This is a genomic window from Streptomyces griseoaurantiacus (assembly GCF_036189845.1).
Taxonomy (GTDB): Bacteria; Actinomycetota; Actinomycetes; order Streptomycetales; family Streptomycetaceae; genus Streptomyces; species Streptomyces griseoaurantiacus.
In genome coordinates this window covers 3,181,620-3,196,571 of sequence record NZ_CP108326.1, presented here as the reverse complement: position 1 = coordinate 3,196,571, position 14,952 = coordinate 3,181,620, and the positions used below count along the sequence as shown (strand labels likewise).

Genomic DNA, 14,952 nt, shown 5'->3' with positions numbered 1-14,952 from the left:
TCATGCGAAGCGGCCGTGCCACCGGTGTGCGCCCTGCGGGGCGGCCCGAGAGTGCGCGAAGGGCGGCGGCCGGTCAGCCCTTGCTGACGGCCAGGAGGATCTCCGGGAGCCGGGCGGCCGTGCGCGGGGCCGCCAGGCGCAGGCCGAGGACGGTCAGGGCGGTGCCGTAGGCGGCGCCCGCGGGGAGCAGGAGCCAGGCCCGGTCCTCGCCGCCGGCCGACACGTTCAGCCAGATCGCGGCCGCGATGGCCGGCGCGGACAGCAGTGCCGCGGCGATCATGCCGCCGAAGATCGAGATCCAGGCGACGCCGACCTGCGCGGGCACCACGTTCTTGTAGCCCTCCTGCGGGATCGAGTACGGGAACCGCGCGGAGGACCACGCCCCCGTCGCCAGCATCGCCCCGAGCAGCGCGAACGACAGCCCCAGCACCTCGGGCAGCTTCGCCCAGGCGTCCAGCAGGGCCGTGGTCAGGACGGTGACGAGGGTGGCGTACGGGAGGGTGATCAGCAGCAGGGCCAGGGCCCGGCCGCGCAGTTCGGCGAGGGCGTCGCGGGGCGAGGAGATCGTCATGGCCACCGTCCAGAACGCGGAGGTGTCCTGCCCGAACTGGTTGTACATCTGGATGCCGAGCATCCCGGAGGCGAAGCAGGCGAAGTAGACCGAGCCGGTGCCCTGGAGCGCGTTGAAGACGGGCACGATCACGCCGATGGCCAGGGAGGTGGCCCAGGCCGACTTCGTCTTGGGGTCCCGCCACACATAGCGCAGGCTGCGCTCCACGACCGTGCCGATGCGCCCGGCGGGCAGCAGCCGGGCGGGGCCGCCCGCGCGCCCGGCCTTCTCGCGGGCGGCCGGTTCGGCGGCGTTCAGTGTGGAGGCGTCGGGGGCGGTCATCAGCCGGGTCAGCGTCCGCGTCCACAGCGCCAGCAGCCCCGCGAGCGCCGCCGCCGACAGCAGGAGCTGGGCCGCCGCGCGGCCGTAGGAGCCCTCGCTCACCGCGTCCACCGCGCCGATCGCGGCGGCGGGCGGCACCCAGCGCAGGACGGCGGCCACCGGGTCGAGCGGGTCGAGGCCGCCCGCCGCGCCGAGCCGCTGCGCCCCGAAGTTGACGAACTGCGCGCCCACCGCGATCACGAGGCCGCTGAGCACCGCGAGGTCGCGGCCCTTGCGGCTGGTCAGCAGCCGGGTGTTGGCGGCGGCCACCGCGCGGGCGAGGGCCACGCACACCAGCAGCCCGAGGACGACCGCGAGGACGCCGACGGCGAACGCCGCCGCCCCGTGCGCCACGGAGATCACCGAGCCCACCAGCAGGCACAGCGTGAACAGCGGGCCGATGCCCACGAGCGAGGCCGCCAGCAGGGCGCGGACCAGCGGGCGGGGCCGCAGCGGCAGCATCACCAGCCGGGTCGGGTCGAGGGTCTCGTCGCCGCCGGGGAAGAACAGCGGCATCACCGCCCACCCGAGGCCCATGAGGGCGAGCAGCAGCACGGTGACGGAGTCGGCGTGCGCGTTGCCGCGCAGCGCGATCAGCCCGAGGAGCTGGAGCACCGCGAAGAGCGAGACGAGGACGAGGGAGGTGAGGTACACGGCCCGTCGGCCCGCGGACTGCCGCAGCCCGTTGCGCAGCAGGGACAGCTTGAGCCGGACGACGAGGGGGGTGAGCCGTACCGTGCCGGGGCCCCCGGGTCCGGCGGGCGCGGCGGGGGCGTCGGTGGTGGGGACGGTGGTCATCGGCCGCCCCCGCCGAGCCAGTCCAGGTCGGTCCCGGCGGACCGGCCGCCGGCGCCGACGAGCTGGAGGAAGGCCTCCTGCAGCGAGGGCGCCTCGCCGCGCACCTCGGCGAGCGGGCCGTCGGCACGGATCCGTCCGGCCGCCATCACCGCGACCCAGTCGCACAGGGACTCGACGAGTTCCATGACGTGGGAGGAGAAGACGACGGTGGCGCCGGAGGCGGTGTAGCGCTCCAGGACGCCGCGGATTGTCTGCGCGGAGACCGGGTCGACGCCCTCGAAGGGTTCGTCGAGGAAGAGGACCTCGGGGTTGTGGAGGAGGGCGGCGGCGAGGCCGATCTTCTTGCGCATGCCGGTCGAGTAGTCGACGACGAGCTTGTGCTGGGCGCCCGCGAGGTCGAGGACGTCGAGGAGCTGGGTGGCCCGCTTGTCGACCTCGGCGCCCGGGACCCCGCGCAACCGGCCGGTGTAGGAGAGGAGTTCGCGCCCGGACAGCCGCTCGAAGAGCCGCAGCCCCTCGGGGAGCACGCCGATGCGGGCCTTGACGGCCGCCGGGTCCCGCCAGACGTCGTGTCCGGCGATCTCGACGGTGCCCTGATCCGGGCGGAGCAGCCCGGTGATCATGGAGAGCGTGGTGGTCTTGCCGGCGCCGTTGGGGCCGACGAGCCCGACGAACCTGCCCGCGGGCAGGACGAGGTCGATCCCGCTCACCGCGATCTGCTCCCCGAACCGCTTCCACAGCCCGTGGACGCGCACCGCCGGGCGTCCTGCCTCGCCTTCTCGCTCTCCCTCGCTCATACCGACACCCTAGGGGCCGGGCTGGGCCGGGGACATGGGGCGGCGTTCGTCCCGTGTCCGGATCGTTGCCCCCTACCGCTGTCGGTCCCCGCCCAGCTCGGGACCGCTGTCGGTCCCCGCCCAGCTCGGGACCGCTGTCGGTCCCCGCCCAGCTCGGGACCGCTGTCGGTCCCCGCCCACCGGCCCCCGGCGCCTTCCGTCCCCGCCGCTACCGGTCCCTTCCGCACGCGTACGCCAGGGAGGGGACCATCTCCTCCGCGTCCGGCAGCCACCGGTTCACCGCGGTCGGCCGGCAGGCCCACTGCACCGCCCCGCGGGAGCCCAGCCGCGAGGGCGGCGCGGCCACGTAGGCGCCCTCGCCGAGCCCGGTCAGGTCCAGCGCCGCGGGTGACCAGCCCAGCTTCCGTACCAGCTCGGGGAGTTTGGCCGCGCCGCCCGGCAGCACGAAGAACCGCATCCGGCGGTCGGGGGACAAGGTGACCGGTCCGAGCGTCAGTTCCATGCGTTCCATGCGCGCGAGCGCCAGGAACCCGGCGGACTCGGGGACTTCGACCGCGTCGAAGGTGCGGCCGGTGGGCAGCAGGATCGAGGCCGTCGGCTGCCGGGACCACAGTCGGCGCGCGACGGTCGCGCTGCCCGTGGCCTGCGCCGCCCAGTCCTCGCGCGCCGGATGCGCGCCCGGTTCCGGGCACGCGGGGTCCTCGCAGGAGCAGCGCTGCACCCCGTCGACGACGTCGAGCCAGGTGCCGGGGACCACGTCCCAGTGGCGTTCCTCGGCGTAGCGCACGGCGGCCTCCCGCAGCGTTTCGCCGCGCTGCTGCGGGATCTGGGCAGCTTTGATGGGCGCGGTGTCGGCGCCCGCGATGGTCTCTTCCACGGTGAGCACAACTCCCGCCGTCACCGGGGGTTACGCCCACCCGTGCGCGGGGGAGGGGCACCCCCTCCGGCGGCGGGGCGCACGGATGCATGTACGGGGGCGCGTACGAGGAAGGACACCGTCGAACGGGTAGCCCTCACAGGCAGACACAGGCCGGGTGGGGAGGGGCGGCGGCCCGGACCGTCGCCAGAACCCGGCAATCCTGGCATGTCCCGCATTGTCGGCATGTAGTGCCGACGGACGGGGCATTGATCTTCGAGGCCGGATCCTTGCGGTGCCCGACGGAAGGCGCCGGCTGCCGAAGGCTCGTCAACCGGTGCGTGGGCAGGCACCGCAAACCGCCAGACACAGGGGGTTTCGCCATGGCCGCAAGGCCTCTCGTCGCCAGGCAGCCGAACGAACGGCTCCAGGCGCTCATCCAGGAAGCGGGCTGTTCCAACGCCGGTCTGGCCCGCCGGGTCAACATGTGCGGGGCGGAACACGGGCTCGACCTGCGCTACGACAAGACGTCGGTGGCCCGTTGGCTGCGGGGACAGCAGCCGCGCGGACGTGCCCCGGCGATCATCGCCGAGGCCCTCGGACGCAAGCTGGGCCGTACGGTCACGATCGACGAGATCGGCATGGCCAACGGCAAGAACCTGGCCTCCGGCGTGGGGCTGCGGTTCTCGCCGACGGTGCTCGGCGCCATCGAGCAGGTCTGCGAGCTGTGGCGCAGCGACGTGGGCCGGCGGGACTTCCTGTCCGGGTCCTCCGTCGCCGCCTCCGCGCTGGTCGAGCCCAGCCGGGACTGGCTGATCTCGGCACCGGACGCCCAGGTGGGGCGTACCGGCGGGCCGCGGGTCGGTGCCTCGGACGTGGCGGCGGTGCGGGCGATGACGCAGGCGCTGGTCGACCTCGACCACACCTACGGCAGCGGGCATGTGCGTCCGGTCGTCGTGCACTACCTCAACAGCGTCGTCTCCGGCCTGCTCGCCGGCTCCTACCGGGAGCCCGTGGGACGGGAGTTGTTCGCGGCGGTGGCCCGACTGACCGAACTCGCCGGGTACATGGCGGTGGACACCGGGCAACCGGGTCTGGCGCAGCGGTACTACATCCAGGCGCTGCGGCTCGCGCAGGCCGCCGGGGACCGCGGCTACGGGGGGTACGTGCTGGCCGCGTCCATGAGCCACCTCGCGGCGCAGCTCGGGAACCCGCGGGAGATCGCCCAGTTGGCGCGGGCGGCGCAGGAGGGTGCGCGGGGGCAGGTGACGCCGCGGGCGCAGTCCATGTTCTGCGCGGCCGAGGCGCGGGGGCACGCGCTGATGGGGGACGCGCGGGCGGCGCAGACCGCGGCGGGGCGGGCCGTGGCCGCGATGGAGGAGGCCGGTTCCGCTTCCGGCTCCGACGGCGGCTCCGGGGACGACCCGGTGTGGATTGCGCACTTCGACGAGGCGTATCTCGCTGACGAGTTGGCGCACTGCCACCGGGACCTGGGGCAGGCCGAGGCGGCGGAGCGGTGCGCGCGCGAGGCGCTGGCGGGGCATCCGGAGGGGCGGGTGCGGCGGCGGGCGATCGGCTTCGTGCTGCTGGCGACCGCGCAGGTGCAGAAACGGGAGGTCGAACAGGCCGTGCACACCGGGATGAAGGCGGTGGAGCTGCTCGGGGGACTGCGGTCGAACCGGGGTGCGGAGTACCTGGAGGACTTCCAGCAGCGGCTCGAGCCGTTCGGGGAGGAGGCGGTGGTGCGGGAGTTCGGAGCCCGGCTGGAGCTGCGCGCGGCGTGAGGTTGGTCGCTTCCTGCTCCCCGCCCGCCACCGGCCTCGGGCCTGTGGGGGGAGGGGAGTTGGCGAGGCGCGGGGAGGGGGCGGCCGGGAGGGCGCGGGGAGTGGACCCACCGGCGGGCGGGGGTTCGTCGTGGCTGGTCACGCGGGTTCCGCCGTCCCGGCCCGCCGCCGGGGCGGGACGGCGACCGGGTGGGCGGCCCGCACCGGCCGGGGGCCGCGCGGAGGCCGCCGGGGTCCCGGGGCGAAAGCCCTCGGCACGGTGCGCACGGGGCCCGTGGGACCGGCGGGGGGACTCCGCATGGCATGGCCTCGCTGAGAACCGGTAGCGTGAGCCGCTGGTTTACGTGGTCGCCCAGTCGGAGGAGTCCCGGTGACGCAGAGTGGACAGGGCGGGGAGCCCTCGGCACGACCCGCGCGGGAAGGCATCGTGCTGCCCTCCGACGGTGGTGCCCCCCTGCTGCCGGGCAGTCAGGGCGAGCCGCCGGCCCCCGCGGCCGGCCAGTCCTGGGGCGGGCCCTGGGGCCCCGAGCAGCAGGCCGCCCCCGCACCGCCCCCGGCCCCCGGCTGGGGCGAGGACCCCGGCCCGCGGTGGGGCGGCGCACAACTCCCCCCGGAGAGCGCACAGGAGGCCCCGGGGGGCGCACCCGCGCAGGGCGGGCACGGCGGCCACGCCCACCAGGGCACCGCGGGCGGCTACTCCGCCCCGCTGCCCCCGGCCGCCCCGCAGGGCTCCTACGGCTCGGGCGCCCCGGGTTCCCCGGGAGCGTTCCCCTCCGCGCCGCTCCCGCCCGCGGACGAGGGGGCGACGCAGTACATACCCCCCGTCATGGACGAGGGGGCCACCCAGTACATTCCGCCGGTCGCGGACGAGGGCGCCACCCAGTACATCCCGCCGGTGGGTTCCGGCGCGGGGCCGATGCCGCCCGCCGCGGGCCCGGACGCCCAGGCCACCCAGTACCTTCCGCCGGTCCCGGGCGGGGCTCCCGCGCAGCCCGCCCCGCCGGCCGAGTTCGACAACCTGTTCCGCACCGAGGGCGCCCCCGCGCCCGCCACCCAGCACCTCCCGCAGATCGGTGAGGCCGTCTCCGTGCCGCCCCCGGGCGGCGGCCGCGCGGGCGCCCGGCGTGGCGGCGACGAGGGCGGTGGCCGCGGCCGCGGCGGCCGTTCCGGGTCCCGGGTGCCGCTGATCGCCGCCGTCGGCGTCGGCATCGTCGTCCTCGGGATCGGCGCCGGCGCGCTGCTCGGCGGCGGGGGCGGCGGTGCCGAGAAGGACGACAGCAAGACCGTGTCGGCGACCGGTCCCGCCACCTCCGGCTCCTCCGAGCCCACCGTCGACCCGGCGAAGGCGCAGGCCGAGGCCCTGGACAAGCTGCTCGCCCAGAGCGGCAGCAGCCGGCAGAGCGTGATCGGCGCCGTGGCGAACGTGCGGTCGTGCAAGAACCTCGACCAGGCGGCCACCGACCTGCGGGACGCGGCGAAGCAGCGCAACGGCCTGGTGACGAAGCTGTCCGGGCTCTCCGTGGACAAGTTGCCCGACCACGCCTCGCTGACGTCCTCGCTCACCGCCGCCTGGCAGGCCTCCGCCTCCGCCGACAACCACTACGCGGCCTGGGCCGACCAGGCCAAGAGCCGCAAGGTCTGCAAGAAGGGCCACGCCCGGAACACCGGCCAGACCGCCGCGGGCAATGCCGCCAGCGGTACGGCCACCGAGCAGAAGAAGAAGGCGGCGGCGCTGTGGAACGCCATCGCGGGCAAGTACGGGCTCACCCAGCGCCAGCCCACCCAGCTCTGACGGCTCCGTCGGCTCCGTCGGCTCCGAGCAGGCGGTCCGTCCCGCTCCGGGCGGGTGCGGGAGGGCGGGACGTGGGGGGTACGACGATCACCCCGGCGGGTGGAACGTACGATCGATGACCGTGCAAGCTCCGGAGAACCCTTCCCGTCGCGGGCGTCGCTCGTCCACCATGGGCGCCATGCCCCTCAACGACATGCCGTGGTGGCGCTGGCGCAGCAACGTGCGTTCCGCGCTGCACATGCTTTCCGACCCGGTGTTCCAGCGGGACGTCTGGCTCGCGGGTACCGAAGGGTACGGAGACGTGACCGACGCCGTGTACCGGCTGGTGGAGGACACCTGGCTGGACAACTGGTCGGCCGAGAAGTACGTCGGCACGATCTTCCGCGACGCCCAGGAGGCGGCGCTGGTGGACACCGCGGTGCTCCGGGTGCTGCGGATCATGCACCAGGTCGGCCCCGACGCGCCGGTCGCCACGTACCTCGAACACCCGTCCTGGCCGGACGCGGTCCGGGCCGCCCGGGAGGCCCACGTCCGGCTGGTGACGGCCGACGAGGAGGACCCGGACGCGCCGCCGCGCTCCCTGGAGGTGCTGCGCATCCTCACGCGCTCGGCCTGAGCGGTACCGCTCAGGCCGATTCCCCCGGCTGACTCCTCGGGCCGATCCCCCCGGCTGACTCTTCCGGCCGATCCCCCCGGCCGGATCCCTCAGCCGGTTCCGGACTGTGGGACGGCCCGTCCGCCCTCGTGGGCGGTGTGGGACCCTGTGCTGCATGACTGAGCAGCCCCCACGGGACGGCGCCGCCGAGACCGGTGAGCAGTACGTCCTCACCCTCTCCTGCCCGGACAAGCAGGGCATCGTGCACGCGGTGTCCAGCTACCTGTTCATGACCGGCTGCAACATCGTGGACAGCCAGCAGTTCGGGGACCAGGACACGGGACTGTTCTTCATGCGGGTCCACTTCTCGGCGGAGCCGTCGGTGACGTCGGAGAAGCTGCGGGCGAGCTTCGCGGCCATCGGGGACTCCTTCCACATGGACTGGCAGATCCATCGGGCCGACGAGAAGATGCGCGTCGTCCTGATGGTCAGCAGGTTCGGGCACTGCCTGAACGATCTGCTGTTCCGGGCGCGGACCGGGGCGCTCCCGGTCGAGATCGCGGCCGTCGTCTCCAACCACACCGACTTCGCCGAGCTCGTGGCCTCGTACGGGATCCCCTTCCACCACGTGCCGGTGACACGGGAGACGAAGGCGGACGCGGAGGCGCGACTGCTCGGGATCGTGCGGGAGGCGGAGGTCGAGCTGGTCGTGCTCGCCCGCTACATGCAGGTGCTCTCCGACGACCTGTGCAAGAAGCTGAACGGGCGGATCATCAACATCCACCACTCGTTCCTGCCGAGCTTCAAGGGCGCGAAGCCGTACCACCAGGCGCACGCCCGGGGCGTGAAGCTGATCGGGGCGACGGCGCACTACGTCACCGCGGACCTCGACGAGGGGCCGATCATCGAGCAGGAGGTCGAGCGGGTGGGCCACGACGTGACGCCGGACCAGCTGGTCGCGGTGGGCCGGGACGTGGAGTGCCAGGCGCTGGCCCGCGCGGTCAAGTGGCACGCGGAACGCCGCATCCTGCTCAACGGCCACCGCACGGTCATCTTCGCGTAGGCCGCTTCCCGCGCGGTACGGCTTTCGACGGTGGCCCCGGCGGCCGGTCCGCCGGGACCCTTCCCGCGCGGTTCGGCTTCCCGCGCGGTTCGGCCTCCGCGCGGCGCGCGGTCACAGACGGCTCAGGGACGCCGTGGCCAGCAGGACCTCCCGGACCGCCGTCCGGTCGCCCGAGTGCCCGGCGGCCGCCTCGGCCGGGGGGACGTGGCCCGCGGCCAGCCGGCAGAACTCGACGCCGTCCAGGGCGAGGTGGGCCACCTCGTGCTCCGGCGAGGCCGCGGCCCCGGGCGAGTCGAGGGGGATCAGCCACTCGCCGCCGCCCGTCCCCTCGATCTCCAGCCGCAGGCTCCGGCCCGGCGCGCCCGCCGCCACCAGGTGCCGTCCCCGGAGCGCGGGTTCGGCCAGGCCCGCCCGGCGCCGCGCGGCGAGCGACTGCGGCAGCGTCCGCGCCGCGAGGTCGATCATCCCGTGCAGATGGCGCGGCGCGGGCGGCTCGTAGGGGTAGTCGACCGCCTCCGCGATGTCGTCCGCGTGCACCCAGCACTCGAAGGCCCGGTCCAGGAGGGCGTCGCGGAGGGGCAGCGTGTGCTCGCCGTACGACACGGCCGGCTCCCCGCCGCTGCCGCCCGCGAACGCGGCCGTCCGGACGACGGCGTGGCTCTGCTCCCGCCAGGGCCCGCGGACCGCCCGGGTGGGCGGCACCCGCGCGGCACGCCAGTACGCCTCGGTGCGCGCGGTGGGGGAGCCCTCGACGACACCGGGGGAGTCCTGCGCGTCCTTGTCGGCGCCCGCCTCAGCGAGCGGGTCGTCCAGGCCGAGCGCGGAGGCCACCAGCCCGTCCACGCACCACAGGTGGGTCAGGACGCCGGCGACCGTCGTACGGCGGGCGGCCGGTTCCCGTCCGTCGAACCAGCGCAGCCGCACCGGCGCGTGCCACTCCGCGTCGCCGAAGTCCTGCAGCAGGGCGTCCAGACGGGCCGTCTCCGCGTCGTACGGCGCCACCCAGGAGGGCACCGGGATGCGCGGGCTGCGGCGTTCGAGGCAGGTGTCCAGGACGCGGGTGCGCAGCCCGGGGTCGAGGTCGAGGCTCTCGGGCGGGTGCAGCAGTCCGACGGCGTCGCGCAGCCGCAGCGCCTCCTCGGCGCAGGGGCCGCACTCGCCGAGGTGCTCCTCCACGGCCGCCGTCTCCTCGGCGGAGCAGGCGGCCAGCGCCCAGGCGCCGAGCAGCGACATCAGCACCCGGTGCTCCAGCGCGGGCCCGGCGGGCGGGCGCGGGGCGGGCGGCGGCGTCCGGCCGCCGTCCTCCGCGGAGGCGCGCGGCGGCGGGACGCGCGGCGCGCGGTCCTGCCCGCCGTGCTTCCGCGACTCCTCGGGGTTCCCGGGGCCGTCGTTCACACCGGACCCCCCGGTTCCGGGACGGTGTCGTGGGCCGTGGCGAGCAGTTGCAGGCCGAGCCGCAGCCGGCGGCGTGCCTCGTCCTCGGTGATGCCGAGGTCTGCGGCGGTCTGGCGGTAGTCCCGGCGCTGGAAGTAGGCCCGCTCCAGGGCCGCCTTCAGCGGGGCCGGCAGGGAGGTGGCGATGTAGTCGGCGCGGGCGGCGACGGACGCGCGCCGCACGGTGCGCTCCAGCTCCCGCTCCGGGTCGGGTTCCGCGTCCGGCTCCCCGGTGCCGGTGCCGGCGTCGATGCCGGTCGCCGCCCGTCCGTGGCCGCCGGCCGCCCGCAGCCGCCGTACCGCGAGCCGGTGGGTGACCTCCGCGACCCAGGAGCGCAGGGGGCCCTGTTCGGGGTCGTAGGTGTCCGGGTGTTCCCAGAGGTGGACGAACACCTCGCGGGTGAGGGCGTCGGCGGCGCTGTCCTCGCCGAGGACGCGGTGGGCCAGCCCGTGCACGAGGGTGGCGTACCGGTCGTAGAGCTCGCCGAGCGCCGCGGCCTCGCCGTGGGCCAGCCGCTGCTGCATCCGCCGGTCCCAGCGGGGCGGTGCGTCCTTCCTCACCATCCGGTGCCTCCCCTCCCGGCGCTGCCCGCGTTCCCCGTCCCAGCCTGTGCCCAGGGCCTTCTCGAATGTAGTCGGCATGCTCGGGGGCGTACGCCCCTTTGTGACAATGCGCGCCCCGCCCGGCCGCGGATGGTAGAGGAGATCATCCGGGCCTCCGGGACAGGGCGGGACCCCGCACGACACAGCGTGACAAGGCGAGATCAACATTGCGCGAAAGCGACTGGAGTCGACCGAACTTGTTTGGAATGGCTCATATACCACAGGCAATGGGAAGAGAACAGGTGTTTCATGGTGGTGCGGTGGGGAAGGCGCGCCGACGAAAAGCGTAGGGACGAGTTCCGGTTGGGGGTTCGGGCCGGGGCGGTGGTTCCGGCGGTCAGTGGACGGGCGGGCGAGTGAGAGGCGTTGGCGGTGGCGCTCACGGTGACGGAGACCGGGCACGGTGATTGGGCCGTGCTCCGTGTGTCGGGGGAACTGGATCTGGTGACCGCGCCGACGCTGCGCGGGCGCGTGCACGACGTGGTGGCGGAGGGCCGACACCGGCTCGTCCTCGACCTCTCCGGGGTGTTCTTCTGCGATTCCAGCGGCGTCGGCGTCCTCATCGCCGCGCGCCGTCTGATCCGCTCCTGCCGGGGGCGGCTGCGGCTGATCCTGCCCGCGCACGGCACCGAGGAGGGCTCGCACGTCAACCGGGTGCTCGCCGCGCTCGGCGTGCGCCGTCTGTTCGACGTCTACCCGGACGTCACGGTCGCGCTCATGGACGACGCCGACCCGCTCTCGGCCTGAGGCGGCCGAAGACGGGCCGGAGGCGAGCCCGCAGACGGGCCCGCAGACGGGCCGGAGACGGGCCGGAGGCGGGCCGAGGGCCGGCGTGACACCCGCGCGACGCGCCCCGGGGTGTATGTCACACGTGTGTGCGGGTTTTCCCCAGACCTGTCGCGGAAACCCCCCGGTCCTGGCACAAGAGCGGTTCTCCCGCTCCGCGCGGCGCTCCGGCGTCGTACGCTCCGGGCGGGAGAACCCGACGTCATGTGAGGCGGCGCGAGGACACATGGTCAGCACCGAGTACGAACGCAGGATCGCGGCCCGGTTCGCCGGCTTCGACCAGGACGGCAACGGCCGGATCGACCGCGAGGACTTCAGCGCGGCGGCCAAGGCGCTGCTCGCCGAGTTCGGTACCACGGCCCGCTGCGACAAGGGCCAGGCCCTCTACGTGGGGGCAGAGGCCTTCTGGCAGGGCATGGCCGCGATGGCCGACCGGGACGGCGACCAGCGCATCACGCGGGAGGAGTTCGTCGGCGGCGCGGTCAAGCGGCTGCGGGACAACCCCGACCGGTTCGCGGAGATCGCCCGCCCCTTCCTCCACGCGGCCTTCGCCGTGGTGGACGGCGACGGGGACGGAGCGGTCACGGTCGAGGAGACCGCACGGGCGCTGCGGGTGCTCGGCGTCCCGGAGGACGTCGCCGCGGCGTCCGCGGGGGCCCTGGACGCCGACGCGGACGGCCGGATCGCCGAACAGGAGGTCGTGGCGGCCTTCGCCCGCTACTTCACCGTCCCGGAGTGAGCGCCCCGCGGGCGGCGTCCCGGAGCGAGCGCCCCGAGTGATCGACGGTCGGTGACGGAGAGTCAGGGCGGGGCCGCGTCCCGCCGCCGACTCGTCACGGACCGTCGCCGCCGGATGTCTCCGGTACCTTGTGGTGGATGCGAGTGGTGCAGAGGCCGGGCCCGGGTGGTGCGGCGCCGCGAAGGGCGCCGTGCGCCGCGATGTGCGCCGCTCGCAGGGCAGGGCGGACCGTCGCCACTGCTTGTTCGACTCACCGGAGCAGGCGTCGCACAGTATGCCGTACGCGTACTCCTTCGCGCTGGAATATGCCCGAAGCGCTTGTTGAGGTGACTGTACGTCAACCATGCTGCCCTGCAAGGGAATCACGTTCCGTGATCCCGGTTCAGTGCGTGCAGAGGATGACCACGACCGTGGCGCCCGTGGGGCGCGAGGCGATGTGTCCGCCGGTTCGGATGGTGTGAGCGGTGCAGGTGCTTCAAGTGCAGCTGGAGATCCGGCCCGACCCCGCTGAGGTGGGGCGGGCCCGGAAGTGGGCCCGCTCGCGGCTCGCGGGGTCGGGCATAAGCGCCGACGAGCCCGTGGCCGAGACGCTGGTGCTGCTCGTCTCCGAACTCGTCACCAACGCCGTGGTGCACACCGGGTGTCCGGCCGTGCTGCGGCTGCTGCTGACGGGCGTGTGCGAGGACGCCGCCGGCGGCCCCGCCGGGACGGTACGGCTGGAGGTGGCCGACTCCTGCGACCGGGCGCCGGCGCCGAGATGCGCCGACGGCGACGCCACCGGCGGCCGCGGCCTCGCCCTCGTCGACGGCCTCGCCGACCGCTGGGGCTGGACCCGCGAGGGCTCCGGCAAGCGCATCTGGTGCGAGATGGACCGCGGCGCGGCGGGGAGCCCCGAACCCCGCGTCGGTACGAGGACGGCCGCGGCCCACGGGGACTTCGCCTTCGAGGCGGTCTAGGACCGTCGGGCCCGGGCCTCACGGGTCCGGGACCGTCGTACGGCGGGTGCCCCGGGGCCCGGCGGGGACGCGCGCCCGGGCGTGCGGTCGCACGGGCGCCCTTCCCGGATGCGGGCGTGCGGGGCGTGCGCCGGGGTGTGCCCCCGTGCGCGAAAGAGGAAAAAGGGCATAACGGACCAATCGCCGAACGGGTGTTGACGTACGGTGTCCGTTTGATCACGCTTGTGGTGAGCGATTCGCGGTGAGGGGACGGCGAGGGTGCCGGTGACGGAGGGCCTCGGCGAGTGCGGGTCGCGTTCGGCGGTCGGGCTCCGACGGGGCGCGGGAGTCCTCGCGGGCGAGGGATCCGGCGAGGAGCGGGCGGGCACGCCGGAGCCGGATGGCGGCGCGCGGTCCCGTGCCCGGGGCGGGCGGTGGCGCGCCGCCAGCCGCTGCGCCGAACTTGTCCACACCCTGTGGACAAACATGCGGGATGCCGCACGGGCCCAGGGCGAGGTCTAGGGCCTCTCGTTTGGATCATCCCGGCGTCGCGGGGTCCGGCACGCGCCTCTGCGGCGTTGTCGTCGGTTGCCAGGGCTCCGCCCTGGCGCCCTCCTCCGCCTTGCAGCCGCACGCACCGGACCCCGCTCGGGTCGGCCGAGGACGTACCGCGCCCCCCAGCCGGCCTGATCCAAACGAGAGGCCCTAGGCCGCGGCCTCCGTCTTGCCGGGGCCCGCCTGGACCGGGTCGCCCGCCTCGCCCACCTCGTCCGCCATGTCCGTCCCGACCGTCCCGCGCGCCTCGGCCGCCCCCTCCGCTCCCCCCGCCCTGAACGTCCGGCGGTACGCCGTCGGCGTCACCCCCAGCACCGCCTGCAGGTGCTGGCGCATCGACTGGGCCGTGCCGAAGCCCGCGTCCCGGGCGACCTGGTCGATGGACAGATCGCTGGATTCCAGGAGATACCGCGCCCGCTCCACCCGCTGCCGCGTCAGCCACTGTCCCGGGCTCACCCCGACCTCCTCGCGGAACCGCCGCGTGAAGGTCCGTACGGACATCGACTCCCGCTCGGCCATGTCCCGCAACTGGATCGGCTCGTGCAGCCGGGCCAGCGCCCATTCCCGCGCCGCCGCCGTGCCCGCCCGCTGCGGCTGGGGGAGCGGCCGCTCGATGTACTGCGCCTGCCCGCCGTCCCGGTAGGGCGGTACGACCGTGTGCCGTGCCACGTCGTTGGCGACGGCCGTGCCGTGGTCGCGCCGCAGCAGGTGCAGGCACAGGTCGATGCCGGCCGCGACCCCGGCCGAGGTGAGCACGTCGCCGTCGTCCACGAACAGCACGTCGGCGTCGACGCGGACCCGGGGGAAGAGGCGCTGGAAGTTCTCGGCCGAGGCCCAGTGCGTGGTCGCCGGCCGGCCGTCGAGGTAGCCGGCGGCGGCCAGCACGTAGCCGCCGGTGCAGATGGCGACGAGCCGGGTGCCGGGCCGGATGTGGGCCAGGGCGGCGGCCAGTTCGGGGGTCAGCCTGCCCTCCTCGTACACCGGGCCGAGTGCGTAGGAGGACGGCACGATCACGGTGTCGGCGGTGGCCAGCGCCTCGGGGCCGTGCGGGACGACCACGGCGTAGTCGGCGTCGGTGGCCACCGGGCCCGGCTCCCGGACCGCGCAGGTCAGCACCTCGTACAGGGGGCGGCCCTCGCTATCCCGGGCGCGCCGGAAGATGCGCTGCGGGATGCCCAGTTCGAAGGGGAGCAGCCCGTCGAGGGCGAGGACGGCGACACGGTGGGGGCGCGGGGACGGGCCTTCGAGGGTCATGGCCCGATCCTAGCGAATGCTGTCTTTCGGG

At 74.8% G+C, this 14,952-nt stretch carries 13 protein-coding genes; 7 read left to right on the top strand and 6 right to left on the bottom strand.

Going from position 1 to position 14,952, the window contains the following annotated elements; genetic code table 11:
* Positions 1–73: 73 nt before the first annotated feature.
* The 3 genes from OHB09_RS14105 to OHB09_RS14095 all read right to left on the bottom strand — a co-directional run bounded on the left by OHB09_RS14105 (position 74) and on the right by OHB09_RS14095 (position 3,403).
* Positions 74–1,729, bottom strand: coding sequence for a transporter (locus tag OHB09_RS14105; RefSeq protein ID WP_328922064.1), 1,656 nt, complete (start codon positions 1,727–1,729; stop codon positions 74–76).
* A complete protein-coding gene (locus tag OHB09_RS14100) occupies positions 1,726–2,526 on the bottom strand; it encodes an ABC transporter ATP-binding protein (RefSeq protein ID WP_093595392.1) in 801 nt (266 codons plus the stop codon). Before OHB09_RS14100 ends, OHB09_RS14105 begins: the two co-directional genes overlap by 4 nt.
* A gap of 208 nt (positions 2,527–2,734) precedes the next feature.
* Entirely contained in the window at positions 2,735–3,403 is a 669-nt protein-coding gene (locus tag OHB09_RS14095; protein WP_328922063.1) for a bifunctional DNA primase/polymerase, read from the bottom strand.
* 362 nt (positions 3,404–3,765) lie between these two features.
* Here OHB09_RS14095 and OHB09_RS14090 point away from each other — a divergent pair, with 362 nt between their 5' ends.
* The 4 genes from OHB09_RS14090 to purU all read left to right on the top strand — a co-directional run bounded on the left by OHB09_RS14090 (position 3,766) and on the right by purU (position 8,616).
* On the top strand, positions 3,766–5,166 hold the full coding sequence (locus OHB09_RS14090; protein WP_328922062.1) for a transcriptional regulator: 1,401 nt from the start codon (positions 3,766–3,768) through the stop codon (positions 5,164–5,166).
* Between the two features lie 370 nt (positions 5,167–5,536).
* The gene (locus OHB09_RS14085; RefSeq protein ID WP_328922061.1) at positions 5,537–6,958 is read left to right on the top strand and encodes a hypothetical protein; all 1,422 of its coding nucleotides are present in this window, start codon (positions 5,537–5,539) and stop codon (positions 6,956–6,958) included.
* A gap of 115 nt (positions 6,959–7,073) precedes the next feature.
* On the top strand, positions 7,074–7,574 hold the full coding sequence (locus tag OHB09_RS14080; RefSeq protein ID WP_006143982.1) for an SCO4402 family protein: 501 nt from the start codon (positions 7,074–7,076) through the stop codon (positions 7,572–7,574).
* A gap of 154 nt (positions 7,575–7,728) precedes the next feature.
* Complete coding sequence (gene purU / locus OHB09_RS14075) at positions 7,729–8,616, top strand: formyltetrahydrofolate deformylase (RefSeq protein ID WP_093595383.1); 888 nt, start codon at positions 7,729–7,731, stop codon at positions 8,614–8,616.
* Positions 8,617–8,727: 111 nt separating this feature from the next.
* Here purU and OHB09_RS14070 read toward each other — a convergent pair whose 3' ends face one another.
* Together OHB09_RS14070 and OHB09_RS14065 are read right to left on the bottom strand one after the other, a co-directional pair.
* Entirely contained in the window at positions 8,728–10,011 is a 1,284-nt protein-coding gene (locus OHB09_RS14070) for a zf-HC2 domain-containing protein (RefSeq protein ID WP_328922060.1), read from the bottom strand.
* Entirely contained in the window at positions 10,008–10,613 is a 606-nt protein-coding gene (locus OHB09_RS14065; protein WP_234526585.1) for a sigma-70 family RNA polymerase sigma factor, read from the bottom strand. Before OHB09_RS14065 ends, OHB09_RS14070 begins: the two co-directional genes overlap by 4 nt.
* 411 nt (positions 10,614–11,024) lie before the next feature.
* Here OHB09_RS14065 and OHB09_RS14060 point away from each other — a divergent pair, with 411 nt between their 5' ends.
* The 3 genes from OHB09_RS14060 (at position 11,025) to OHB09_RS14050 (ending at position 13,133) form a co-directional block, all read left to right on the top strand.
* Positions 11,025–11,399 carry an STAS domain-containing protein gene (locus tag OHB09_RS14060; RefSeq protein WP_006143978.1) on the top strand — a complete coding sequence of 125 codons (375 nt, stop codon included), beginning with the start codon at positions 11,025–11,027 and terminating at the stop codon, positions 11,397–11,399.
* A 265-nt stretch (positions 11,400–11,664) separates the two neighbouring features.
* Entirely contained in the window at positions 11,665–12,177 is a 513-nt protein-coding gene (locus OHB09_RS14055) for an EF-hand domain-containing protein (protein WP_006143977.1), read from the top strand.
* A 464-nt stretch (positions 12,178–12,641) separates the two neighbouring features.
* Positions 12,642–13,133 (top strand): ATP-binding protein, encoded by a 492-nt coding sequence (locus tag OHB09_RS14050; RefSeq protein WP_078631285.1) that lies wholly within the window; start codon positions 12,642–12,644, stop codon positions 13,131–13,133.
* Positions 13,134–13,817: 684 nt separating this feature from the next.
* Here the strand turns inward: OHB09_RS14050 and OHB09_RS14045 are convergent.
* Positions 13,818–14,921 carry a GlxA family transcriptional regulator gene (locus tag OHB09_RS14045; protein WP_328922059.1) on the bottom strand — a complete coding sequence of 368 codons (1,104 nt, stop codon included), beginning with the start codon at positions 14,919–14,921 and terminating at the stop codon, positions 13,818–13,820.
* Positions 14,922–14,952: the final 31 nt, after the last annotated feature.

Bases quoted from the DNA above. Each gene is read 5' to 3' on its own strand.
- OHB09_RS14045 (WP_328922059.1), bottom strand. From the start codon at position 14,921: ATGACCCTCGAAGGCCCGTCCCCGCGCCCCCACCGTGTCGCCGTCCTC.
- OHB09_RS14055 (WP_006143977.1), top strand. From the start codon at position 11,665: ATGGTCAGCACCGAGTACGAACGCAGGATCGCGGCCCGGTTCGCCGGC.
- purU (WP_093595383.1), top strand. From the start codon at position 7,729: ATGACTGAGCAGCCCCCACGGGACGGCGCCGCCGAGACCGGTGAGCAG.
- OHB09_RS14080 (WP_006143982.1), top strand. From the start codon at position 7,074: ATGACCGTGCAAGCTCCGGAGAACCCTTCCCGTCGCGGGCGTCGCTCG.
- OHB09_RS14105 (WP_328922064.1), bottom strand. From the start codon at position 1,729: ATGACCACCGTCCCCACCACCGACGCCCCCGCCGCGCCCGCCGGACCC.
- OHB09_RS14090 (WP_328922062.1), top strand. From the start codon at position 3,766: ATGGCCGCAAGGCCTCTCGTCGCCAGGCAGCCGAACGAACGGCTCCAG.
- OHB09_RS14065 (WP_234526585.1), bottom strand. From the start codon at position 10,613: ATGGTGAGGAAGGACGCACCGCCCCGCTGGGACCGGCGGATGCAGCAG.
- OHB09_RS14100 (WP_093595392.1), bottom strand. From the start codon at position 2,526: ATGAGCGAGGGAGAGCGAGAAGGCGAGGCAGGACGCCCGGCGGTGCGC.